Annotated in this window: 16 protein-coding genes; 12 read left to right on the plus strand and 4 right to left on the minus strand. The window is 65.4% G+C overall.

Annotated elements, in window-relative coordinates:
• On the plus strand, positions 1-431 hold a 431-nt coding region (locus tag ABFD92_08970; protein ID MEN6504656.1), incomplete at its 5' end, for a hypothetical protein.
• Positions 432-446: 15 nt separating this feature from the next.
• Complete coding sequence (locus ABFD92_08975) at positions 447-1,214, plus strand: ankyrin repeat domain-containing protein (GenBank protein MEN6504657.1); 768 nt, start codon at positions 447-449, stop codon at positions 1,212-1,214.
• A gap of 18 nt (positions 1,215-1,232) precedes the next feature.
• Here the strand turns inward: ABFD92_08975 and ABFD92_08980 are convergent, their stop codons facing one another.
• Positions 1,233-1,970, minus strand: a complete 738-nt coding sequence (locus ABFD92_08980; protein MEN6504658.1) for an ankyrin repeat domain-containing protein — start codon at positions 1,968-1,970, stop codon at positions 1,233-1,235.
• Between the two features lie 260 nt (positions 1,971-2,230).
• Here ABFD92_08980 and ABFD92_08985 point away from each other — a divergent pair, with 260 nt between their 5' ends.
• The 8 genes from ABFD92_08985 (at position 2,231) to ABFD92_09020 (ending at position 16,945) form a co-directional block, all read left to right on the plus strand.
• Positions 2,231-3,271, plus strand: a complete 1,041-nt coding sequence (locus ABFD92_08985; GenBank protein MEN6504659.1) for a radical SAM protein — start codon at positions 2,231-2,233, stop codon at positions 3,269-3,271.
• A 1-nt stretch (position 3,272) separates the two neighbouring features.
• Entirely contained in the window at positions 3,273-4,193 is a 921-nt protein-coding gene (locus ABFD92_08990) for a glycosyltransferase family 2 protein (GenBank protein ID MEN6504660.1), read from the plus strand.
• 291 nt (positions 4,194-4,484) lie between these two features.
• Positions 4,485-6,572 (plus strand): tetratricopeptide repeat protein, encoded by a 2,088-nt coding sequence (locus tag ABFD92_08995; protein MEN6504661.1) that lies wholly within the window; start codon positions 4,485-4,487, stop codon positions 6,570-6,572.
• 3 nt (positions 6,573-6,575) lie between these two features.
• Positions 6,576-8,504: a glycosyltransferase family 39 protein gene (locus tag ABFD92_09000; protein MEN6504662.1), complete on the plus strand. Its 1,929-nt coding sequence runs from the start codon at positions 6,576-6,578 to the stop codon at positions 8,502-8,504.
• Positions 8,505-8,523: 19 nt separating this feature from the next.
• The gene (locus ABFD92_09005; protein ID MEN6504663.1) at positions 8,524-10,737 is read left to right on the plus strand and encodes a tetratricopeptide repeat protein; all 2,214 of its coding nucleotides are present in this window, start codon (positions 8,524-8,526) and stop codon (positions 10,735-10,737) included.
• Positions 10,738-10,794: 57 nt separating this feature from the next.
• On the plus strand, positions 10,795-11,676 hold the full coding sequence (locus ABFD92_09010; protein MEN6504664.1) for a ribonuclease H-like domain-containing protein: 882 nt from the start codon (positions 10,795-10,797) through the stop codon (positions 11,674-11,676).
• 88 nt (positions 11,677-11,764) lie between these two features.
• Positions 11,765-14,569: a DEAD/DEAH box helicase gene (locus ABFD92_09015; protein ID MEN6504665.1), complete on the plus strand. Its 2,805-nt coding sequence runs from the start codon at positions 11,765-11,767 to the stop codon at positions 14,567-14,569.
• A gap of 3 nt (positions 14,570-14,572) precedes the next feature.
• The gene (locus tag ABFD92_09020; protein MEN6504666.1) at positions 14,573-16,945 is read left to right on the plus strand and encodes a DEAD/DEAH box helicase; all 2,373 of its coding nucleotides are present in this window, start codon (positions 14,573-14,575) and stop codon (positions 16,943-16,945) included.
• A 200-nt stretch (positions 16,946-17,145) separates the two neighbouring features.
• On the opposite strand, the gene ABFD92_09025 is transcribed toward ABFD92_09020, so the two are convergent.
• The gene (locus ABFD92_09025) at positions 17,146-18,357 is read right to left on the minus strand and encodes a methyltransferase domain-containing protein (GenBank protein MEN6504667.1); all 1,212 of its coding nucleotides are present in this window, start codon (positions 18,355-18,357) and stop codon (positions 17,146-17,148) included.
• Positions 18,354-19,529, minus strand: a complete 1,176-nt coding sequence (dinB, locus tag ABFD92_09030) for a DNA polymerase IV (GenBank protein ID MEN6504668.1) — start codon at positions 19,527-19,529, stop codon at positions 18,354-18,356. The genes ABFD92_09025 and dinB overlap by 4 nt, the downstream gene beginning before the upstream one ends.
• A 97-nt stretch (positions 19,530-19,626) precedes the next feature.
• On the opposite strand from dinB, the gene ABFD92_09035 reads away from it, so the two are divergent.
• On the plus strand, positions 19,627-21,483 hold the full coding sequence (locus ABFD92_09035) for a WG repeat-containing protein (protein MEN6504669.1): 1,857 nt from the start codon (positions 19,627-19,629) through the stop codon (positions 21,481-21,483).
• 70 nt (positions 21,484-21,553) lie between these two features.
• Entirely contained in the window at positions 21,554-23,092 is a 1,539-nt protein-coding gene (locus ABFD92_09040) for a sialate O-acetylesterase (protein MEN6504670.1), read from the plus strand.
• A 6-nt stretch (positions 23,093-23,098) separates the two neighbouring features.
• Here the strand turns inward: ABFD92_09040 and ABFD92_09045 are convergent, their stop codons facing one another.
• The gene (locus ABFD92_09045; GenBank protein MEN6504671.1) at positions 23,099-24,976 is read right to left on the minus strand and encodes an arylsulfatase; all 1,878 of its coding nucleotides are present in this window, start codon (positions 24,974-24,976) and stop codon (positions 23,099-23,101) included.
• Positions 24,977-25,039 lie beyond the last annotated feature (63 nt).

The following is a 25,039-nucleotide window of genomic DNA, read 5'->3' on the forward strand; positions in this document are numbered from 1 at the left end:
CCGCCTACAGCCTCTACTTCTCCGCCAACGCCGCCCTGATCGACTATGGGCGCATCTATGACGGAACCGACACCAACGGAACCCTCTGGCGGCGAGTGCAGTTGCTCGTGCCCGGCGCCAAGGAAACCCGCGATGACGTCATCAAGGTTGCCCCCGGCAAAGTAACTGACGCCATCTATACCGCCCACTGCTCGGCGGCCCCGGTCATTACCCTGCCCCCCAAGAAGTTCGCCGACTGGTGGGCGTTCATGGCCAACCAGTGTACCGAACTCTCTGCCGCCGTTTACGTCTACAATACCAGTACCGGCGCCGGGGCGTGGACCAGCAACTGGAGCAGTGCTTCAAAGTTGGCCGCCGAGGTTCCAACGGCCATCAAGGTGACCTTCACGATCCGCGGCAGGCGCTGCGAGGTCGTCTCCAACATTAACTGACGGCGGGAAGCGACCATGACATACTTGCGCTATCTTGCGTTGGGAATGGCGGCGATCAGCGCGGTTTCGAACCTCTCCGGCTGCCGCGGGTGCTCGTACCAGGAAAAGGCGCCGGACAAGTTCTACCAGCCTCCGCCCCCGCCGCCGACGACGGACGTGATCCAGATCATCCGCCAGTCGCCCCGGGGGCGACTGGACCTGACGCGCCTGTCCAAGCTCGCCGATGCGCCGGGATTCGACGTCGAAGGCGGCGAGCGAGGCAAAAAGGAAGGCTCGCCGCTCTACTGGGCCGCCCGCACGAATAGCGCCCCAGCCGTCAGCCTCCTGATTCAGAAAGGGGCCGATGTCAACAAGCCCGACTCCGCCGGCGAAACGCCGCTGATCGTCGCCGCGGCGCGCGGGCACGCGCAGGTGACTGTCGCCCTTGCCCAGGCCGGCGCCAATGTGAATCATCAAAGCGCTAACGGCAGGACCGCTCTGCATTCGGTTGCCGCTCAGGGCAATATCGAACTGGCCAAGGCGCTGGTAGATCGCGGCGCCAACATCAATGCCCAGGACCAGGGAGGCATGACGCCTCTTTTCACGGCCGCCAACGGCGGACAAGGCGAAATGGTGGAATGGCTTATGGATCACGGCGCCGACGCCAATATCGCCTCGGCCGACGGGATCCGCCCCATCCGGGTCGCTTTTCTGACCGGGCACGATGCGATTGTTCAACTGCTGCGAAAGAAAGGCGCCCGGGCCACCGCAGCGGATTTCCTCAAGCCCAAGGGATTACGCTGAGGCGACGCTCGCCGCCGGTTATCGCCGCGGCGCGTCCACCAAGGCAGGGTTCACCGCCCGCTTGCCAGGAGCTACGGCTTTCTTGGCGCCCAGCCGCCGCAGAAATGCTTCCATTTCGTGCTCTTCCTGCAGTATCGACGACGCCAGCGGCGTCATACCCTGGCACTCCGCATCGATGTCGGCGCCGTGCTTGACCAGCAGTTCGATCAGTTCATAGTTGCTCTGATTATACGCCTCGTAGATCGGCGTTGTGCCGTGCTTGGTCCTGGCGTTGACGTTGGCGCCCTTGGCGATCAGCATTTCGACGATCTCCGGCTTGGAGCCGCGGATCGCCTGGTGGATCGGCGCCTGACCGAAGTTGTCCTGGGTGTCAATCTTCGCCCCGGCCTTGATCAGATCCTCCACCACTTCCTTCGATCCGCCCAAGGCGGCCTCATGCAGCGCCGTCGTGCCCTGCCGCCCCTTGGCGTTGACGTCGGCGCCCTTGGCGATCAGCGTCTGCACCGAGGCGGGTTTGGCCATGCGGGCGGCCGATATCAGCGGCGGACCGGTCCGCTTGGCCTCTTCGCCGCCGTTGGGATCGGCCCCGCCGTCGATCAGCGCCGCCAGGCGCCGGGCGGCCGTCTGATCGTTGTCGCTGCGGAGAATCGCTTCCGGCGTCGGAGGCGGCGGGGTCTTCACCTTCGCCTTGTACGAGTCGTCGAGCGGGTTGGGCGGCGCCGTCGGGGCGCATCCGCGGCAGCCGCCGAGGTTCATGATGACTCCAGAACCCACAACCGCCAGAACCATGCCGGTGAAAACGCGAATCCATGTGCGGGAACTTTGTGCCGTCCTGTTCATCGTCCTCTCGCAGTGGGCTCAAGAGCCCGTTAGGCTGGCAGTGCTTATCGACCGGTACGGGGGGGCAAATCTTCTTCTACTATTATACAAGACAACACCGCCGCTGACTACTGGCACGAAATACTTCACTTATCGAAAGGCCTGAATATGACGGCAAAACGTGATAGGATCGTTCCATGTCCGCCCTGGCGCATCTGAGCCATCTGGCCCGCTACCATCTGCTGGGCCGCATGGAGCATCTGGTCCTTCATGTCACCGGCCGGTGCAATCTTCGCTGCGCCCATTGCTTTGTGGACTTCGCCCCCAGCGCCGATCTGCCCCTGGAGCGCTACCGCCGCCTGGCGCGCGAGGTGGGCAGCTTCTTCTGGCTCGACATCGGCGGCGGCGAACCGTTCCTGAGGGAGGACCTGCCCGAGATCGTGGCGCCGTTCAACTGCCACGTCCTGCACATTCCCACCAACGGCTTGAACACTGACGCGATCGTCGAATCGGCGCGGCAGATCCGCCGCCGCACCAAGGCGCGGTTGACGATGTCTATCAGCATCGACGGCCTGGAGGCCACGCACGATGAAATCCGAGGCCGCCCGGGCGTCTGGCGGCAGGCGTGGAAGACGTTCGACGCCCTGCGCGAGCTGGGCGTCAGCCTCCGCATCAACACGGTGCTGATGCGCCGCAACGCCGGCGAAATCATCCCGCTGATGCGCGAAGTGCGCCGCCGCAATCCGGACTTCCACTCCATCAGTTTCCATCGCGGCCACGCCGATGACCCGATGTTCGCCCTGCCTGACCTGGCGCAAGTGCGGGAGTTGGCCGGCGGCGTGTTCGAAATCCTCGGCACGTACGACTACGGCCAGAGGCCGCTGACCGCCGGCCTCCTGCGCAACTACCACCGCTATCTCTGGAAGCTGAGCGTCGAGACGCTCCAGCAGCAGCGGCAGGTAATCCCCTGCCTGGCCGGGCGGGCGCACCTGGCCGTGCTCGGCGACGGCAGCGTCAGCAGTTGTGAGATGCTCCCCAGCGTCGGCACGATCGCCACGCAGTCCTGGGCGGAGATTCTTTCGGGCGAAGCCTTGCGCCGACAGGTCGGCATGATCCGCGCCGGCGGGTGCTGCTGCACCCACAACTGCGCCATGCTCGACAACGTCCTGATGCGCCTGCGAAGCTTCTGGCCGCTGATCTGCCAGCGCGTGCCCGACGGCCGGGCGGAGAGGCGCTGACATGCCTGACGCGCCCGGCCTGAGCCTGTCGGTCGTCATTCCGTGCCTGAACGCCGCCGCCACCCTGCCAGCCCTTCTGGAAAGCCTCCAGGACCAGACGCTCAGCCGCGACCAGTACGAAATACTGCTGCTGGACGACGGCTCGGCCGACGGTACGTGCGGGGTCGCCCAGCGCTACCCCCGCGTCGCGATCAGCCGCCAACACGGCCGCGGACCCGGGGCGGCGCGCGAGGCGGGCACAGCAGAGGCCCGTGGCGAACTGGTCCTGTTTCTTGACAGCGACACCCGCGCCGCGCCCGATCTGCTCCAGCGGCACCTGCGGTATCACCGGGCGAATCCCGGCGTCGCCGCCACCGGCGGCAGCGTGCTGCCCGCAGCGCCGTTCAAAATCCTGAGCTGGCAGACGGTCGATCATCTCAGCAGTTGGTTCAACTGCCACCCCGCCGCAAGGTGCAAGGCCCCCCCGGAGTATCTGCCTTCCCTCAATTTCTGCATCAAGAAAGACCTCGTGCGAGGCTGCCACGTGCATTGGGCCGGCGGCCTGGAACACTCCGGCGAGGACGTGCTCTTCTGCCACGACCTGCGCCGCGAAGGGCTGACGCTGGCGTTTGTCCCTGAGGCGAGGGTCTATCACCACGATCGCCGCACCGCCGGGGCATACCTGCGCCACATGTACCGATGGGGACGCCATGCCCCGCACGTGCGCGGGCGGTTGGCGTCGCTGAAGTATTCGTTTCTCTTCCCCCGCAGCCGCGTGAAACTGCTCTTCACGCTGCCGCTGATCGTGATGGGCTACACGGCGCTGATCGCCGCCGCATGGCTGCACGCCAAACCGCTGACGGTTCTGATGTGCCTCCCGCAAATCCTTCTAGGCCGCCTCGCCTACGCCGCCGGCGTGTGGACCGGCACGCGCCGCCCCTGACCTAATGCCTCAGTCACGGGGGGGGGGGAAAGTCGCGGCGGAGGCACCAAGTATTTATCAAAGCCGTTGTTTGGCTTTGATGAATACTTGCGCCGACAGGTGGAAACAGCCCTAAATGAAGAAGTAATTCAAGAAAACGAATTACTTCTTCATTTAGTGCCTCCGCCGCGACTTTCCCCCCATAACTGAGGGGGTACCCCCTGACGCTGGTTTCACTTGGTCACCATCAGACCGTGTGCTATTCTTAATGCCATGAAGCAACAGCGCGGGCGCATCAAGTCTCCCAAGACCGTGTCAACGCGATCCCAGATTCTGGTCTTCGCCGCGGCCATCGTCGTGATGGCCGTCGCTTCATACCAAAACACCATCCAGGCCCCATTCATCTTCGACGACATCGAAGGCGTCGTCACCAATCCCACCATCCACCACCTCTGGCCGCCGGGCTGGCTGCATCCGCCGTACGACTCGCCCATGCAGAACCGGCCGGTCGCCAACTTCACATTCGCCGTCAACTTCGCCGTCGGCGACACCGACGTCCGCGGCTACCACATTGTCAATCTGCTCATCCACATCCTGGCGGGCCTGACGCTCCTGGGCCTGATGCGGCGCACGCTTGAACTCGAACCGCTGCGCCATCGCTTCGGGAGCGTCGCAGCGCCGCTGGCTGGCACGATTGCGCTGATCTGGCTGGTCCACCCCGCCGCCACCGAAGCCGTCACCGTCGTCACCAACCGCACCGAGTCGCTGGTCTCGCTGTTTTATCTGCTGACGATGTACCTGTCGCTGCGCGCCGCCACCGCCGAGAGCAAACCTGCAATCTGGACGATGGCCATTCTGGCCGCAGCGGCCTGCTGGCTGGGCATGGGCTCTAAGGAAATCATGATCACCGCTCCGCTGGCGGTGGTTCTGTTCGATCGTGTCTTTGTCTATTCCTCATCCAAGGACATGCTCCGCCGGCGATGGGGCCTGTACCTCGCCTTGGCGGCGGGGTGGGCCATCGTGGCCGCCCGTGCCCTGCCGACCGGCGCGTTCAACCCCGCCGTCGGCTTTGGGCATGGCGTGACGGTCTGGCAATACGCGTGCACGCAATGCGTCGCTGTCGCGAGGTACCTGGCCCTGGCGTTCTGGCCCTGGCCGCTGGTCCTCGACTATGGAAAAGTCATCATCACCAACCCGTGGGCCGTCATCCCATGCGCTCTGCTCCTGGCGGCGCTGCTGGGGCTTTCCGTCTGGGCCCTGGCTCGGCGCAAGGGGGCGGGCTTCCTGGGCGTGTTCTTCTTTCTGGCGCTGATCCCCAGCTCCAGCATCGTGCCGCTGGTCACGCACACCATCGCGCAGAAACGCATGTACCTGGCTCTGGCCGCCGTCGTGACGCTGGCGGTCCTCGGCGCGTGGCGACTCTGGACCCTCCGCACTCGCCGCCCGGGCGCATGGAAATGGCCCGCTGCCGCCGCCGCTCTTGTCGTGGCGATGCTGGGCGCTCTGACCGTCGCTCGCAATCACGACTTCCGCTCCGGTGTGACGATCTGGTCCGACACCGTGACCAAGTGCCCCAGGAACTCCCGCGCTCACAGCATGCTCTCGGCCGAATTGCTCGCCGTCAACAACCTGAAACGCGCCTTGCACCACGCTCAGATCGCCAGCGATCTCGAGAGCGATTCGGCCAAGCTGCACGTCAACCTGGCCAATCTGCTCCTGGCCAATAATCAACACGACCAGGCCATCGAGCAATATCGCCAGGCATTGATGTGGAACGGCGACCTGGCCGAAGCCCACAATAACCTCGGGCACGCGCTGCTGCTGACCGGGCGCCCGGGCGAAGCCCTGCAGTGCTTCCGCGAGGCGCTCAAACGCAAACCCGTCTATACAGCCGCACAAACAAATCTCGCCGATGCGCTGATGATCGACGGAAAACCCCAGAGCGTCGCCGAGGCTGTCACGTTGTACAGCCAGGCCCTGACGACAAACAGCGGCGACCCTGCGCTCGAGAACGCCCTGGGCTCGGCCCTGCAGGCCGCCGGACGCGTTGACGAAGCCATGGCGCACTATCGCCGTGCCGCGGCCTTGGCGCCATGGTTTCCCCAGGCCCGCTACAATCTCGGGATGGCCCTGCTCAAGGGAAACCAGGTCGCCGAGGCGCTCGAACACCTGCAGCAGGCCTGCCGGACACCCATGCCGCCGGCGCACTGCCTCGACGGGCTCGCGCAGGCCTATGCCGCCGCCGGCCAATACGTCCTGGCAACCGAAGAGGCCCAGCGGGCGCTCGAAGCCGCCCAACTGCAGGGACGCGCGGAACTGATCCCGCAGCTCCGCCAACAACTCGAACAATATCGCCGGGCCGCCACCAGCCAGCCCGCGTCGCGGCCGGGAAACACTTAGACCATGTTCTTCTTCATCCCGCTCATCCCACTGTGCGTGCTGCTGATCGTCTATAAGAGGCGCGGCTGGCCGCTGCGCCGCGCAGTGCTGATGGCCGCCACGACCTGGGGCGTCATGCTCGTCGGCGTCACCGAGACGCTGAGCCTGCTGCACGCCCTGGCGTTCGGGCCACTCTGCGCAGCGTGGCTGGGTCTGACGGCTGCCATTGTGATTCTCGCCGCCGCCCTGCCCCGGCCCGCCCGAGCCCCCGAAGCAATCGACGTTTCAGGCACACTGGGCCCTGCGGCATGGCTGCTGCTGCCGGGGGCGTTCATCATCGGCGGGTCGCTGGTGACGGCCCTGCTGTGCCCGCCTAATAACTACGATTCGATGACGTACCACATGGCCCGGGTGGCCCATTGGGTGCAGGACGGCAGCGTGGCATACTACCCCACGCACATTCTGCGGCAATTGCACATGCCGCCGCTGGCCGAGTACGCCATCGCCCACCTGCAGATCGCCTCCGGCGGCGACCGATTCGCCAACTGCGTGCAGTGGCTGGCGATGGCCGGATGTCTGACGGGCATCTCGCTCATCGCCGCCCAACTCGGCGCCGGCCGCGTCGGACAGTTTCTGGCCGCGGGGATCTGCGCGGCCATCCCCATGGGCGTGCTGCAGGCCTCGACCACGCAGAATGATTACGTCCTGGCGCTGTGGCTGGTGTGTCTGGCCTCGTTTACCCTCTCTGCCGCGCGGGCTCAGGGGCGCCAGCGGTGGATGTACGTTCTAGCCGCCGGCGGCGCGATGGGGCTGGCCGTGCTGACCAAGGGAACGGCCTATCTGCTGGCGGCGCCGTTTGTCCTCTGGCTCGTGGCGTCCCAGTTGCGTCGGCACCGCCTTGCGGCCGTCCCCGCACTTGCCGCCGCAGGGGCGATCGTGCTGGCCATCAATGCGGGTTTCTACTGCCGCAATCTCGATCTGTACCACACGCCGCTGGGCTGGGGGCTGGCCGGGCCGCATCAGGATATGTCCGCGGGCAACCGGCTGGACAACCAGGCCCACGGTCCGCGGGTGCTGGCGGCCAACGTGCTGCGGAACCTCGCGATGGAACTTGCACTGCCGATCAACCATCCGCAGGGCCTGCGCGAAAGCAGCGCGGCCGACCGGGCGGTCGCTTCCGCTGCGCGCGGCGCGCTCAACGCCATCGGCGTCGATCCCGACGACCCGCAAACCACATACGCCGACTTCGGTCGCCGCCAGCGATTCGAGGTCTATGGCCACTTGTGGAATGACGAAAACTTTGCTGCAAACCCTCTTCATCTGCTCCTGTTTGCAGCGGCGGGTTTCAGCCTGATATTCGTTCGCCTGCCTCAGAGGCGACGGTTGCTGCTCTATGGGGCCGCCATCGCCGGCGGTCTCTTGCTCTTCTGCTTCTTTCTCAAGTGGCAGCCATGGCACACGCGGCTGCACCTGCCACTGCTGGTGCTGGGCTCGGCGCTGACGGCGGTGGTGCTGGAGCATCTGGCTGGCCGATGGATCGGCGGCGCGATCGTGGCTCTGCTGCTGGTAGCGGCAGCTCCAGCACTGCTGTGGGCGGCGAATCGCCCGATGCTGGGCCAGCGGAACATCTTCAACACCCCACGCGACGAACTGTACTTTGCGGCTGCCGGTCCGCAGCAAGAGGCGATCTATCGCGGCCTGCTGCGGGAGCTGCCCCTGCGGCGATTCAACAAGATCGGCCTGGTGCTTGGCGGCGACAACATCGAGTATCCGATCTGGGTGCTGCTGGGCGGCAGTTCGCCGACAATCGAGATTCGCCACGTCGAGGTCGTGAACGTCTCGGGCGTTCTCGCAAAGCGCCCGCCGGCCGCCGCGTTCAAACCGGACATTATTTTCGAGAACGTCCCAGCCCCGGGCGGGGCGTACACCATCCGCCTGCGACAAGCGTTCTGACACAGGATATACTCAGGGCATGGAATCCCAAGCCAGCAAGCCCCGCCGCCGACGCCTCAGGCAGGTCGCCTTCAAGATAGCGGCACTGCTGTTGAGCGTTGCGGTAGCGATTGTAGCCGGCGAGGTGATCACCCGCATCGCCGGCTCAGCCCCTCCGGTGGCCGGCATCGATGTCAGCAACGCCGACAGCCCTTACCGTCTTTGCGACAATCCGATCCTCGGATATGAGTTGGTCCCCAACCGCCCCGGCGTCAATTCCGTCGGCCAGCGCGACGTCGAGCACACGATTGAAAAGCCCGCCGGCGTGCGCCGCATCGTGATCCTGGGCGACTCCGTCGTCGAAGGAATTACGCTCGAGACGAAGTGGGAGAACCTGATCGCCTGGCACCTGCAGAAGCGCTATGACAAGAGCAAGACCGAGATCCTGAACTTCGGCGTGCGCGGCTACTGCACGCTGGCCGAGGTCGAACTGCTGGAAAGCAAAGCCCTGCAGTTCAAGCCCGACGTGGTGGTGCTGGTGTTCGTCGACAACGACTTTCGAAACTTCAACGCCGACATTGCCCTGGCCGCTCGGCAGAGGCCGGCTGCGGTTGATTGGCTCTTTCGCAACAGCGATCTGTTTCGAATCTTGTGCCTCAAGACCGGTATCTTTCATTATGGGCAAGACGCCGACCCGACGCAGTGGAACCAAACCGCCATCGGCGACGATAACGTCCAGCGCGGCCTGGAACGTCTGAAGGCCCTGGCACAGAAGCACAACTTCCAGCCGCTGATCGCAATCTGGCCGACATTTCTTGACGATCGCGTCATTGACCGTGCGTGTCTGCCCGGCACGGAAACGCCGGCCGTCGAAGTCATGGCGGCCCAGAGGGAGATCCCGACGCTTCGCCTTTCAACCTTCTACAATCGCGGGAACAAGAACCCTCGCAAAGCCTTTACCAACGGCGACACGCTGCACCCCAACGAGACCGGCTGTCATCTGGCTGCAGATGCCATTAAGTTCCACATAGATCGTCTGGCCTCCGCAGCCGCCCAGACGCAACCGGCCTCACGGTACGCCGCCAGCCAGATGACCGGCGCCGCGGCCGTGGCCAAAAGTGGAGCGATGCAGGGATGGGACCGTGTGGCGGCGATGACGCTGGCGGGAGAGATCTGGCAGAACCGCGGCGAGGCTGCCGCCGCCATGGCGCAGTACGAAGCCGCGCTGCGCCTGCGCCCCAACGACCTGCTGGCCAACCTGTCGCTGGGCCGCATGCTGCTGCAGACGCGAGGCAACCTCAAGATCGCTCGCGATTGCTTCGAGCGCGCCCTGCGAACCGACCCCACCAGCGCCGACGCATGCAACGGTCTGGGCGTGGTGCTCTCGCGGACGGGGGACGCGTCTGAAGCGATGGAACAGTTCGATCGCGCGGTCCGATTGAACCCCCAACTCATCGAGGCGAGAAATAATCTGGGCACGGCCCTGTTGGCCGCCGGGCGCCCCGGCGAGGCCGTCGACCATCTTAGCGCCGTCTTTAAGGCCTCCAACGATTCGGCCGAAATCGCCGCCAATCTGGGCATGGCCTTGGCGGGTGCGGGACGCTGCGACGAGGCCATCGCCCCCCTTCGCCGCGCGCTGGAACTGCAGGCCGATTACCCCCAAGCCCACCTGGCGCTGGGCAATGCCCTGGCGGCCGGAGGCAACAATCCCGAGGCCATCACGCATTATCATCAGGCGCTGAAGGCCTGGCCGCACGTGGCGGACATCCGCGTGAATCTTGGCGCCGCCCTGATGGCCGTCGGACGCGCCGCTGACGCCATCGAGCAGTACCGCCAGGCGCTGACGATCGATGGCGCGCTGCCTGAGGCACACAACAATCTCGCCGTCGCGCTGGCCAGCATCAACAAGAGCAGCGAGGCCGTCGAGCACTATCGCCAGGCGCTGCGCCTGCGACCCGATTACGTGCAGGCAAGCTATGGCCTGGGGCTGGCACTCAACAAGACCGGGCAATTTCTCCAGGTGATCGAACCGCTGCAGCGTGCGTGCGAGCTAAGCGGTTGGCGCGTCGCCGAATGTGCCGACGCCCTGGCGATCGCCCATGCGGGAGCGGGCGATTTTGTCGCCGCTGCCGCAATGGCAGAAAAGGCGATGACCCTGGCGAAGGATTCCGGAAAGGACGACTTGGCCAGGCAGATCGCCCGGCGCCTGGAGGCATATCGCGCGGGGCCTCCGAGGGTACCAAACAAACCCTGAACTTTTCATTGAATCCGGCCGACAGGTTCTCTAGGATTTGTGCTTCAGGACGCCCTCATGAACGAAACGGATGGAACCAGCCGCCCCCGCGCGCAGGACGTGCGCCAAGGGTTGATCAAGCGTCTCGGCCGAGCGGCCCCGGCGGCGCCGCTATTTTCGCCGCGTCCGTCGCAGGCCCTGGCCGACATTCGCGCCGCGGCCGGCTGCCGCGTGGATCTGGTCGAGGCCACCGGCGCCGTCGAGGTGCAGGCCCCGCGCGGTGGTGCGACGCTTCTGATCGAGAATCGCCTGGCCGACATGAGCGGCGGCTGGGACCGGCTCTGCACGGCGTTCAAGAATTCGCTGGCCGATGCGAGTTGGCATGGGTGGAATCATCTGAAGGGGCTGGGCCCGGTCAGGCCCGAGGACGTGCTCTTTCTGGACCTCGAGACCACCGGGCTGCACTCGACGCCGGTTTTTCTGATCGGCGTGATGGTGTTTGAGGACGACTCGCTGGTCGTGCGGCAGTATTTTGCCCGGGACTATTCGCAGGAGCGGGCAATCCTCTCGCTGCTGGCCGATGAGCTGCCCTCGCGGCGGCTGCTCGTGTCGTTCAACGGCAAGAGCTTCGACGTGCCGTTCGTCCACACCCGCGCCGCGGCGACGGCCGTCTCCTGCCGACTGCAAATGCCCCACTGCGACCTGCTGCACACCAGCCGTCGCATCTGGGGCGCCGCGCTGCCCAACTGCCGCCTGCAGACGCTCGAAACGTATATCTGCCGCCGCGGCGCCCGCGAAGACGACATCGATGGCTCGCGCATCCCCGAGGCGTACCACGCGTTCGTCCGCACCGGCAACGGCGCCGAGATGGCCCTGTGCGTCAAACACAACCGCCTGGACCTGATCACGCTGGCCGACATCCTGACGCGCCTGCCAGTAGCACGGGCATCTCGCCCATGAGTTCTCGCCCGTGGTGTGGGGCGAGACCGGGTGCCACGCACAACTCCGTTGTGCGTGTCCCTGAACGTGAAGTCAGAAGTCAGGGAGCATGGGCGAGACGCCCATGCCACAAAACATGAACGTCGATGCGTTTCTTGATGACCTTCGCCGCGGCAAAGACTACGCCGACCAGATCGCGTACGTCCGCACGGTCGAGCCGCGCGCCGCGGTCTACGCCCAGCCATCGCGGCCGCTGCCGCCGGAGCTTGCCGACATGCTCCAGGCCCGCGGCATCGAGCGGCTCTACAGCCACCAGGCCGCGGCGATTGACAAGCTCGCGGAAGGACATAATGTAGTTGTGGTTTCCGCCACGGCCGGGGGCAAGAGCCTCTGCTATCAGCTCCCGCTGCTGGCGTCGCTGCTGGCCGATCCGCAGGCCACCGCCCTGCTGCTGTTTCCGACCAAGGCCCTGGCGCAGGACCAGCTCCGCTCGCTCAACGCGGCCATGACCGGCGCGGGCATCGGCGCCTTGGCCGGCGTATACGACGGCGATACCCCCGCGTCGCTCCGCCGCCGCCTGCGCGACGGCGCGAGCGTCATCCTCACCAACCCTGACATGCTGCACGCGGCCATCATGCCCCAGCACGGGCGCTGGCAGCGGTTCCTGTCGAACCTGCGCCTGGTGGTGCTGGACGAGCTGCACGTCTACACCGGTCTGCTGGGCTCGAACGTCGCCAACCTGATGCGTCGCTTCCACCGCGTGTGCGGGCACTATGGCAGCAGTCCGCAGATGGTCGCGTGCTCGGCCACGGTGGCTAATCCGCTCGAGCTCGCCCAACGCCTCACCGGTCGGCCGTTCGAGCTCGCCGACAACGACGGCTCGCCGCGCGGGCAGCGCACGTACGTGTTCTGGAATCCGCCGCGCCTGCGCGACACGCCCTGGCGCAGCCGCCGCAGCGCCAACGTCGAGGCGCACAGCCTCATGGCCGAACTCATCCGCCGCGGCCACGGAACCATCACGTTCTCCAAGGCCAAGATGACCGCCGAGATGATCCACCGCTACGTCTGCGAAAACCTGCACGCGAGCGATCCGGCGCTGGTGAAGAAGGTTACGCCGTATCGCGGCGGGTACGAACCCAGCCAGCGCCGCGAGATTGAGAAACGCCTCTTCGCCGGCGAGTTGCTGGGCGTCTCGGCCACGCGGGCCCTCGAGCTGGGCATCGACGTGGGCAGCCTTGAAGCCGCCATCATCGTCGGCTACCCCGGCACGCGCGTGAGCTTCTTCCAGCAGACCGGCCGTGCCGGGCGCGACGGGCGCGACACGCTGATCATCCTGGTCGGCCTGGATACCTCGGTCAATCAGTACATCCTGGGTCATCCCGAGTACCTCTTCGGCCGGGCGGTCGAAGAGGCCGTGATCGATCCGGACAATCCGTTCATCGTCACCGGGCACCTGCGCTGCGCCGTGCATGAGCTTCCGCTGGAAGACTCGCAGCGCTTCGGGCCCGATGCGGACCTGGCGCTGTCGGTGCTGGCTGAAAACGCCAAGGTGCGTCGCATCGACGGACGCTGGTATCACGCCGCCGGCGAAACGCCCCAGCACGAGATTTCGCTGCGCGACTGCGTCGACGCCAACGTGCTGATCCAGGACGCCGACACAGGCGCCGCGATGGGTGAGGTCAACCGCTTCGACGCCCCGCCGATCCTCCACCCCGGGGCGATCTACATGCACCTGGGCCAGACGTACCGCGTGACCGACCTGGACCTCGACCGCAACGTCGCGACCGTCAAGGCCGTCGAGGTCGACTACTACACCGACCCCCACGGCGGCACGGACGTGCATCATGTCGATCAGCCGATGCGCGAAAAGCCCTTCGGCGGCGGCAGGGCGTTCTGGGGCGAGGTCACGGCCTACTTCAACACGTACGCCTACGACAAAGTACACTTTTACACCCTCGATGCCGTCTCGACGCACCCGCTCGACCTGCCGACCTTCACCCTGGAGACCACCGCCTTGTGGCTCGTGCCGCCGGAGCCGTTGATGGCCGACGTGCTCGCCCGCGGGATCGACCACAGCGGGCTGATGGGCATCGGCTATGCCACGCGCATGCTGCTGCCGCTGCTGGTCACATGCGACACGCTGGACTTCTCGCACTCGATCGGGGCCGTCAACGCCCCATGGAACAGCATCTTCATTTACGAACGATACCCGCGCGGGCTGGGGTTCACGCAGACCGCCTTCGAGCGCCTGGGCGAACTCATGCCGGCCGTGCTGGCGAATATCAAGGCCTGCGATTGCGACGATGGTTGTCCGTGCTGCGTGGGCAAGCCCCTCCGCCAGGACGCCACGTGGTACTACGACCGCCACGAGGCGTTCATTCCGTCCAAGCGATCGGCCATCGCGATTCTTGAAGGCACGCTCGCCGGCGGCGCGCTCAATGCCCCGGCCGTCGAGGAGTTGGTCGAGAGCGACGAGGCCCGCCGCACGCGCCTGGAGCGCATGCTCCGCCGCCGCCTCGAACAGATGCGCAAGCCCATCATGTTCCACCCCATCGAGCCGGTGATCAAGACAGAGATCCCGGCGCCAACGCCCGCGGCCAAGCTCAAAGGCGCCGACACCGCCGCCCGCAGCCTGCACCGCAAGGATCTCACGCGCGAGCTGCGCAAGCGCCTGGCCAACAAGATCGTGACCGACCAGCTCGACGCGATGACCGCAAAAGTCTCGCCGCCGCAGAAGGTCATCAAAGCGCACCACCCGCCCGCCGGATACCCCGGCAGGCCCAACGTGGTTGCCGAGTCGGCCGATCAGATTCTGCCCGCTGCCGCGCCCGCGCCGCCGGCAGCGCCCAAGAAGCCCATCATTCTGGGCAATCCCCTAGCCGCCCGAGCGCGACGGAAGAAACACGAAGGCTGAACCATGGACGCCAATACCTTTATAGAGCGGCTCAAGAAGTCGGAGTTTTTTGACTGGCAGATCGCCCACGTCGAGGCTCTGCCCGCGCGGCCGGCGACGTTCGCCGACGTGGCGGGCGGGCTGGCCCCGCCGGTGCAGGCGGCGCTGACAGCCGCGGGCATCGAACGGTTGTACGCTCACCAGGCGCAGGCGATCTCGCTGGTGCGCCAGGGTCGCAGCGTGGTGATCGTCACCGGCACGGCCAGCGGCAAGACGCTGTGCTACAACATCCCGGTCGTCGAGGCGATCGCCGAAAACCCGCTGATGACCGCTCTGTACATCTACCCCACCAAGGCCCTGACGCAGGACCAGCTCCGCTCGCTGGGGATGTTCCAGGGCGAGGGGGGCGTGCCGCTGATGTGCGGTACATACGACGGCGACACGCCGGCGACGCTCCGCCGCAAGCTGCGCGACTCGGGCAACATCGTGCTGACCAACCCCGACATGCTGCACCAGGGCATTCTGCCCCATCACGCGCGGTGGAACCGGTTCTTCGCGCACCTCAAGTACATCGTGCTCGACGAGGTACACGCGTACCGCGGCGTGTTCGGCTCGCACCTGGCCAACGTGCTGCGGCGGCTGCAGCGAATCTGCCAGCACCACGGCGCCAGCCCGCAGTTCATCTGCTGCTCGGCGACGATCGCCAACCCGGCCGAGCACGCCGGGCGCATCTGCGGACGGCAGATGGACCTGGTAGACCGCGACGGCTCCCCGCGCGGGCCCAAGCGATTCGTGCTGTGGAACCCGCCGCCGCTGGAGACCGCCGCCCGCGGCCAAGCCGACAGTTGGCGCGTCGGCGGCGACCGCAAGAGCCCGCTGTGGGAAGCCGTCCACCTTATGACCGCACTGGTCAGCCATGGCGTGCAGACCATCACCTTCGCCCGCACGCGCCTGCAGACCGAGCTGATCTTCAAGAACTGCCGCGACCTTCTCCGCGGCCGCAGCCCGCGCCTGGCCAAGGCCGTCCACGCCTACCGCGGCGGCTACCTGCCCGAGGAGCGACGCGAGATCGAGCGCAAGCTCGTCTCCCGCGAGATCCTGGGCGTGGCCAGCACCAACGCCCTCGAACTGGGGATCGACATCGGCAGCCTCGACGCGTGCATTCTCTCGGGCTACCCCGGCACCATCGCAAGCCTCTGGCAGCAGGCCGGACGCGCGGGGCGCGGCAGCGACGAGTCGCTGATCTTCCTGGTGGCCCACAACGCCCCCGTCGATCAGTACCTGATGATGCACAGCGATTACATCTTCCGCAAAAGCCCCGAGCAGGCCGTCATCGACGCCGACAACCCGCATATCACCATCGACCACCTTAAATGCGCCGCCTTCGAACTGCCCATCCCCGACGATCAGATCGAACGCTTCGGCCCGTACTCGCAGGTGATCCTGGAGCTGCTGGAAGAGCAGGGCCAGCTCAAGCACATCGACGGCCGCTGGTACTGGGCCAGCACCGACTACCCCGCCGCGCAAACGAACCTTCGGAACATTTCCGGCTGCGTGTACACGATCCAGGTCGAGCCCGAGGGGCGCGTCATCGGCACGCTCGACGAGATCAGCGCCCTGAGCCAACTGCACGACCACGCGGTGTACTTGCACGCGGCCGAGACGTACTTCGTCAACGAACTGGACATCGAGCAGAAGATCGCCCGCGTGGAGAAGCGCGAGCTGGACTACTACACGCAGGCCGTGACAGCCTCGCAGATCCGCATCGACGAGGTCGAGCTTCAGGAGCCGTGGTGTGGCGGGGGCAAGAAAGGCTACGGCGACGTGACGGTCACGACGACGATTCCGATGTTCAAGAAGATCCGCTTCCAGTCGCGCGACAGCCTGGGCTTCGAGCAGCTTGAACTGCCGCCCCAGACGCTCGAAACCGTCGCGATGTGGGTCTGCCCCTCGCCGGCCGCGCTGCAGGCGCTTCAGCAGGCAGGCATGGTGCCCGGCGAGGCCCTGATCGGCATCGCCAACGTGCTGGTCGAGGTCGCGCCGATCTTCGTCATGTGCGACACCACCGACATCGGCGCCGTCGCCGACAGCGCACCGCTGGGCTGTGAGGCCCTGTTCGTACACGACCGCTACCCCGGCGGGATGGGATTTGCCAAAAAGTGCCTCGAATCGATCGACCAGATCATGCAGACGTGTTACGCCGTGATCAAGAACTGCTCCTGCCCCGACGGCTGCCCCTCGTGCGTCGGCTCAGCCGTGCCGCCCTTCGCCGCCAGCGACCTGGACAGCTCCACCCGCGGCCGCATCCCCAATAAGGCCGCCGCCAAGTTGCTGCTGGAGGTCATGCTGGGAGAGTTCACCGCAGAGATCGCAGAGATCGCAGAGGAAGAAAGATGAGGGGGACGGGGAGTGGGGGATGAGGATTGAAGGCCGCCAGCAGGACCGGGTGCCGTGGCGCGCAGGGCCGAAGGCCCGGAGAGCCACGATCCCCGAAACGTGCAGTAAGTTATTGCGATAAAGTTGTGACTGTCGTGGCTGTCGGGCTTCGCCCTCCCGCCACGGCACCGGGTTGGCCTTCTCGTCATTCGAATCTTCCATCATTTCTTCTGCTGTGTGTTCTCCGCGATCTCTGCGGTGAGCTCCTCGCCGATGAGGACTTTCTGCTGATCGCCGAGGCGGTACCAGAAGACCACCAGCGGGCGGTCGCCTTTGCCGCGGAGGGTTTTCTGCATGCGGTCGGTGTCGACGTGCAGGCCGCGGGGCTTGATCACCACCAGCCCGCCACCCAGGGCGTTGATCGCTTTCTTCACATCCTCGCGCCGCCCGGGCGCTTCCTGCAGGATGCGATAGCTTCTCGCCAGCGGCGTCTCGGCGGGGCGGTCGCCGAACAACCACACCACGCGATGATCGATGCGCCACAATCCGTGCTGCTGCGCCAGCGTGTCCACCGCGTCAGCGGCGATGACGGCGGCGTCAGGTTCGACCAGGAACTCGCCAATCGCAGCGATCCGCTTCGGAGCCTCGCTGGCACCGATGGTCGCCGCTTGTGGCTTGGCGTCTTTTCCGTGAACGACCGTCGCCGATACCAGATGCTCCCGCGCCGCCTCGCCCCACCAGAGGACAAGCTGCCTGCACGTCCCGCCCTCGCTGACGTACTCGAGGCTCGCGCCTTTCCAGAACCCCAGCGCCTGCCACTCGAGCATCGGCGAGAGCTTGATCGCCCCCGCCCGCGTCGTCTCGACGAGCCTGCGCAGAAACGCCGGCGGCGGATCGTAATCTTCCATCTGAACCGCGCGGCGCCCCGCCGCGCGGCGGTCCGGGTCCAGATGCACCACCGATGCCGGATCGATCTCTATGCTCACCACGTCATCGCGATGGAACGTGCAGCGCTCGCCCACGCCGGCGGCAGCGGCGTTGGATTGGGCACACAAGATCGCCACGTCACTGCGGTCATATCCGACAACCCTCGCGCCGGCCTTCGCCATGCCGATGGCGTCGCCGCCGATGCCGCAGCACAGGTCCACGATGGGCGACTCGCCCGCGATGAGCGCCAGCCGTCCGCTCGATGCCTGTTGCAGCAGCGTGTCGGTGGCCAGCAGGTTGTCCGCCAGTTCGGGCGGGAACTTGCCTGATGCCCGCGCGCGGCGGCGGAGTGCTTTGAGCACGACGACGGCCACCGCCTCGCGCGCGTCGCACCGTTTGCGCAAGGCGCGCTGGGCGGCTAGTTCATCACCGGGCAGGTCCAGTGCGAGCAGTTCGCGCCCCAGCGGGGTCGCGAGAAACCGCAGTTGTTCCAGGTCCAGGCTCATTCGTCGTCCCTCGCCTTGGGTCCGCGGCGCAGGGCGCCGCTGCCGAATCGCCGGGCAATCGTATCCAGTGCCAGGTCCACCTTGGACTGTTTCTCGCGCTGCGGCTCGACGAAAAGCTTCTGCTGGCTGCCGGCCTTGGGCGACAGGCCCGCCACGCCCATCCCCAGCAGGCGCAGCGGGCGAAAGTCCTTCGCTGCCCAGGCATCGAGAAGCTTAGTCGCTGTCGCACGGATCTCGGCCGTCACGTCGGTGGGTTCATCCATCGTCAGGCGTCGTGTGAGCGTGGTGAAGTCGCCGTAGCGCAGCTTGAGAGTGACTGTGCGAGCCAGCATTCCGCTGCGCCGCAGGCGGCGGGCGACGGTTTCGACGTGGGCCAGCGTGACGCTTCGCATCTCGGCCCGGTCGGACAGGTCCTGGGCGAAGGTGACTTCCTGGGAGATGCTTTTGGCCGCGCTGTCGGGCGTGACGGGGCGGTCGTCGACGCCTGCCGCCAGCTCCTGCAGCTCGCACCCGCCCTGGCCGAAGTGCTGCACGAGCAGCTCCGTGTCGATGAGTCGCAGTTGGCCGATCGTCTTGATGTTCAGCCGCCGCAGCAACTCGCCCTCCAGCGCCGGTCCGACGCCCCAGAGCTTGCGGACTGGCAGCGGGTCGAGCGTCTGGTGAATGTTGGTCTCGGTGATGACGGTGAAGCCGTCGGGCTTGTGCAGGTCGCTGGCAAGTTTGGCCAGGAACTTGTTGGGCGCCACGCCGACGCTGGCGGTCAGATGCAGTTCGTCGGCGATGGTGCGCTTGATCGCCCAGCCGATGTCTTCAGCCGCCCCGAGCAGCCGGCGGCTGCCGGTGACGTCCAGGAATGCCTCGTCGATGCTGATCGGCTCGACCAGCGGCGTGAAGCGCAGGAAGATCTCGCCAAGCTGCTCGCTGATCTCAGCGTAGCGAGACATGTTGCCGGGCAACACGATCGCGTGCGGGCATAGCCGCACCGCCTGCGCCATCGGCATGGCCGAGTGGCAGCCGTACTCGCGGGCCTCATAGCTGGCCGTGCTGACGACGCCGCGGGCCTTGGGGTCGCCCCCGATAAGCAGGCACTTGCCCCGCAGCTCCGGATGGTCGAGCTTCTCGACGGCCGCGAAAAACTCGTCCATGTCCACATGAATAATCCGCCGGTCCATACAGACAGGATACCATGGCCGGGATTGAAGATAACGCGGGGAACGTTATGATGATTTCACACAATGCCAGCGTCTGGGGCGACACGGGAGCGAGATCATGTGCATTTCAAGACAGCGTCTCCAAAGCATCATGGCCTGCGGCCTCGTGGCGATCTGCTGCATCGGCGGGTGCGGGCCAGTTCCCATCGTGGGCGACAGCCCGTGCTACCGCGAACCGGTGCGCGGGACGCTGTATCCTTTTCGAGCAGGGTCATCCTACGACAGCCATTGGGGCTATATAGACCGAAGCGGCCGTATTGTGGTCCCGCCAATTCTGGATGATGCGACAGAGTTTGTCGATGGCGTGGGTGTAGCTTCCGTTTATATGTTCTACCAGGCAGTTGGAATGGGCGATGACGGCCGATTCTTTGCTCGCGGTAGGGATGTGCAGTCGTGGGATAATATGCACAATACCCATTGTTGTTTCATGATCGATGCCCAAGGCAAGATTGTCATGGGGCCTTTCCTCTGCGACTACCCAGGCGTGGGGCAAAGGATAGGTAATAACATTGTCATGGTGGAGCGAACAGTTGGTGCTTTCCTCTTCTACCGGGTATCCCACGGATACATCAATTTGAAGGGCAAATGGGTTCACTTGCCCGATCTGGCATACGCAAGCCCCTTCTCGGAAGGGCTGGCCAAGATCACTCGCGGGATCAACCAGGGCCGGGGCGGCACGCACCTGGAGTCCGGAGAAGGATTCATCGACATCACCGGCAAAGAGGTCATCCCCTGCGTGTATACCCACTGCAGCCGGTTTTCCGAAGGTTTGGCGGCAGCATGCCAGCAAGGGAAATACGGATTCATCGACAAGAAGAACACTTTTGTAATCGCCCCACAGTTTGATGCGGCTTGGGCTTTCTCAGAAGGTTTGGCCGAAGTGACAACCCGCAAGAAAGCTGGGTTCATTGATAAGACCGGCAGGTTTGTGATCCCCCCGCAGTTTGCTGCTGCCACGTATCAGTTGGCCGGGTTTGACGAAGGCGGATTCAGCGAAGGGCTTGCTGTTGTGGCCGTGGACAAAAAGGCCGGGTACGTCAACCGACAGGGCCGCATGTCAATCGAGCCAAGATTCCAGGAGGCTGCCAGCTTTCACTGCGGGCGGGCGCGGGTCCGTGATGACTACAATCACGGATGGTACTACATAGATACCACAGGCAAGCGGGCGTTTCCGGGCGACTTCAAGGAGGCGCGGGATTTCAAAGACGGCATCGCTCTGGTGAACGATACAACGTACATCGACACATCGGGCAAGACTGTTTTCCCGCGCCATCTTGCCCCGCCTGATGACGCCGAGATTGGCAGGCTCATAGAGCAGCTCCGATCGCCCGTTGAATACACCCGCAGCGATGCGGCGGAACTCCTGGGACTGGCCGGTCCGCGGGCCAAGACGGCCTGCCAGCCGCTGACGGCAGCGCTGTCCGATCCCAGTCGGCTGGTCAAGAACGCGGCAATGAGCGCCTTGGTGGCAATCGGCAATCCCGGCTCACCGGCGGTCGATCCTCTGGCAGCCTGGCTTGGGGATGCCGATGAAACGATGAGCAGCGGGGCGGCCGTGCTGCTGGCCCGGATCGGTCAGCCGTCCGTCAAGCGGGTTCTCGTCGCAGCCAAAGGCAGTGACGAAGTGACAACCTCCCGCGCTATCAATGTGCTGGGGGACATCGGCCCGGCAGACTCGGCTGTCATTCCCGCCTTGATCGGATTCGTGAAGGGCCCGCATGAGGGTATCCGCATCGAAGCGGCAAAGGCGCTGGGCAAGATGGGGCCGGCGGCAGCAGAGGCTATTCCTGCCATCGAGCAGGCGCGCAAGAGGAGTTCGGAGTTCTGCGGCAACAATCCGTTCATAGAAGCACTGGCGAACATCCGCCCGCCCCGGCCGGCAAAGGCGCCGCAGTCGCAACCCGCCGTCAAGTAGAGAAATCATGCGTTTGCCGCTATGGCGCCGTCTGATATAGTCAGACGCTCTCACTACAGGAAGGATCGCAATGAGATCACTTTTAACGACCGCTCTCGCACTGGCCGTGGCCGCATCCGTCTGTCAAGCCCAGGTGCGCCTGCCGCATTTTCTCAGCGACCACATGGTGCTCCAGCGCGAGGTGCCGGTGAAGATCTGGGGATGGGCGGCGCCGGGGGAAAAAGTCACGGTCGCCTTTGCCGGCCAGACGAAGACTGTAGCGGCCGGGGCAGACGGTGCTTGGATCGTGACGCTGGACCCGATGACCGCCAGCAGCGACGGGCGCACCCTGGTAGTTTCATCTGCGATTTCCAATTTCAAATCTGAGATCAGAGACGTCCTCGTCGGCGAGGTGTGGATCGGGTCGGGGCAGTCGAACATGGCATGGCCGCTGAAGTTCTCCGACGACGGCAGGGACATCCCCGCCGCCGGCGGCAACAAGCAGATCCGTTTGCTGCGCCTGCGCAGCATTGCGGCGTTTACGCCGCAAGACGACATCAACAATGTCTGGCAGGAGTGTTCGGAGACATCGCTGCCGAACTTCTCGGCCGTGGCGTATCACTTCGCCGATTCGCTCCAGAAGGAGTTGAAGGTGCCGGTGGGGTTCATCCAGACATCCTGGGGCGGAACGTTCATCATGCCTTGGACGCCGCCCGAGGGCTTCAAGAACGTGCCCGCGCTGGCGGATGTTTACAAGAAGGTCTCCGCACCGGCCCCGGCGTCGCAGCCGACGACCAAGCCCTCGCAGAACGACCCGTGCGTGGTTTACAACGCGATGGTCCACCCGCTGCGCCACTTCGCCGTCCGCGGGGCGATCTGGTACCAGGGCGAGGCCGACGTCATGAACGACGACGGCATGCTCTACTATGAAAAGATGAAGGCCCTGATCGCCGGGTGGCGCGGCGCCTGGGGCCAACCGGACATGCCCTTCTACTGGGTGCAGCTTTCGCCGTTCTACTACTCGGTGGTCTTCAAGGCCATGCCCGGAATGACCGAATACTCCCTGCCGAAAATCTGGGAGGCCCAGACCGAGGCGATGAAGATCCCGCACACGGGCATGGCCGTCATCACCGATGTCGGGGCCGTCAAGAACATCCACCCGCCATTAAAGAAGCCCGTCGGGCAGCGATTGGCGCTGTGGGCGCTGGCGAAGACGTACGGCCGCAAGGTGGTCTATAGCGGACCGACGTTCAAGTCGATGCGGATCGAAGGCGGCCGGGCGGCCATCACGTTCGACCACGTTGGCGATGGCTTGCAGATTCGTAGCGCAGGCGTCTCGCCCGTACAGCCCAAAGAGCATGGGCGGGACGCCCATGCGACTCACGGGCAAGATGCCCGTGCTACTGGGGACACCCATGCCACAAAAGACCTGACGTGCTTCGAGATCGCCGGCGCGGACATGAAGTTCGTCCCAGCCCAGGCAAAGATCGACGGCAAGGACCGCGTCGTGGTTTGGTCCGACAAGGTGCCACAACCCGCCGACGTGCGATTCGCCTGGCATGAAATGGCCCAGCCGAACCTGGTCAACAGCGCTGGCCTTCCGGCATGCACGTTCCGCACGAGCCGGTGATTGCGCTTAAAGTGCCTCCACGCGCCGGACGTAGACGTAGAAGGCCCCGAACTGCTGCCCATGGGCGTCAGTGAAGGTGGCCCAGAGGGACGATCGGCCGGCGGGCAGGTCGAGGGTAAAGACGGCCCCGCACGACTCGGGGGCGACGGGGGCGGTTTCTACCTGGCCGGCGATCTCGATCGTCGCCGAGCGGACGCGCATCGCCTCACCGCCGACGTACCAGCCTTCGGCGCCGGGCTGGATGCCCTCGGGCAGGGGCTCTTCGGCGTCGTCGGCAATGCCCTGGGTGATGCTCGAGGGCACTTCGTGCGGCCAGCGGCACAGTTCGAACTCATAGCGGCCTGCCGCGGCGACATCCACGGCCCAGTAGCCTTTCCATAGTTTCTGCGGGTGTCGCACGTCGCCCTGGTTCCAGGGGCAGAAGCCCTCGGGCGTGTGCCAGTCGTGACTGGACAGGCGGGCCACCGGCTCGTGGGCCGTGCCCAGGACGATCGCCGGTTCGTCGTTGAACTTCTCCGAGACGATCTGCCACCATTTCTCATATTCGCCGCGCAGGCGCGCGACAACGTCGGGATGCTCGCCCGCCACGTCGCGCCGCTGACCGGGGTCAGCCTGGATGTCGTAGAGATCGACGCCGTTGACCAGCCGCCACCGGTCGGTCATCGTGGCGCTCTTGCGCCATTTCTGCGGCGTCTCGACGCGCTGCGAGTCGGTCACGATCACACGGTCGGGCCAATTGCTCTCGTCACCACGCAGCAGCGGCACGATGCTTTTGCCGTAAACGCCATCGGGAGCCCGCCCGCCGCACAGTTCGGCCAGCGTCGGCAAGACGTCGATGTTGGCCGTCAGGCGCGTCACGTCGCGCCCGCCGGTCAACCCGCCGGCCGGCCAACGCACAAACAGCGGCGTGCGGTGCCCGCCGTCGTACTCCGAGCCCTTGACCCCGCGCATGCCGGCATTATACCCGCCGGTGACGAAGCTCTGGGCGTCCAGGTCACACCCGTCGGCCGTGCCGTTGTCGGTCATGAAGATAAAGATCGTGTTTTCACTCAGGCCCAGTTCGTCCAGGCGCGTTCGCAGGCGGCCAAGGTTTTCGTCGATATTCTCGATCATCGCGTAGAAGCGCGCTCGGTGGTCGGGCACTTTGCCCCGGTAGGGCTCGATGTACCGCGGCGGAACGTTCAGCGGGCCATGCGGGGCGTTGGTTGCGATATAGCAGAAGAACGGCTGGTTTTGTGGCATGGGCGTCTCGCCCATGCTCCCCTGTGGCACGGGCGTCCCGCCCGTGCTCCCCGGACCCGGACGATCAGGGACACGCACAACGGAGTTGTGCGTGGCACCCGTCTGGCCCATGCCACAGCAACGCTCGATGAACGCCGTGCCCTCGCGGAACCACACGTCGGTGCAGTAGCCCTCGTGGGGTTCGGGCGTGCCGTTGCGGTAGTACGTGTCGTCGAAGTAGTCGTTGCGCCACCAGTCCGGAGCCTGGCTGATGCCGCCGCCGCGGTGGTAGAGCGCCTCATCGAACCCGCGGTCGTGCGGGCGGAAGGGGTAGTTGTCGCCCGGGTGCCACTTGCCGAACAGGCCCGTGCGGTAGCCGGCCCCGCGCAGCACCTCGGCCAGCGTAACCTCGCCGGCCCGCAGCATCGACCATCCGGCGATGGTGTGCCAGACGCCCGTGCAGTTGCAGTAGCGCCCGGTCATCAGCCCCGCCCGCGTCGGGGCGCACGTTGGCCCGACGTGGAACTGCCTCAGCCGCACGCTCTGGCCATGCAGGGCGTCCATGTGCGGGGTGCGGATGATGGGATTGCCGTGGCAGCCCAGGTCGCCGTAGCCCTGGTCGTCGGTGATCACCAGCACGACGTTCGGTCTTTCAATTTCCAATTTGCGATTTCCAATTCCCAATTTAACAACTCCGCGGCCGTTGGACGTCTATCGCTCACTGCC

The sequence above is a fragment of the Planctomycetaceae bacterium genome (genome assembly GCA_039680605.1).
In the GTDB taxonomy this organism is placed as follows: Bacteria; Planctomycetota; Phycisphaerae; order SM23-33; family SM23-33; genus JAJFUU01.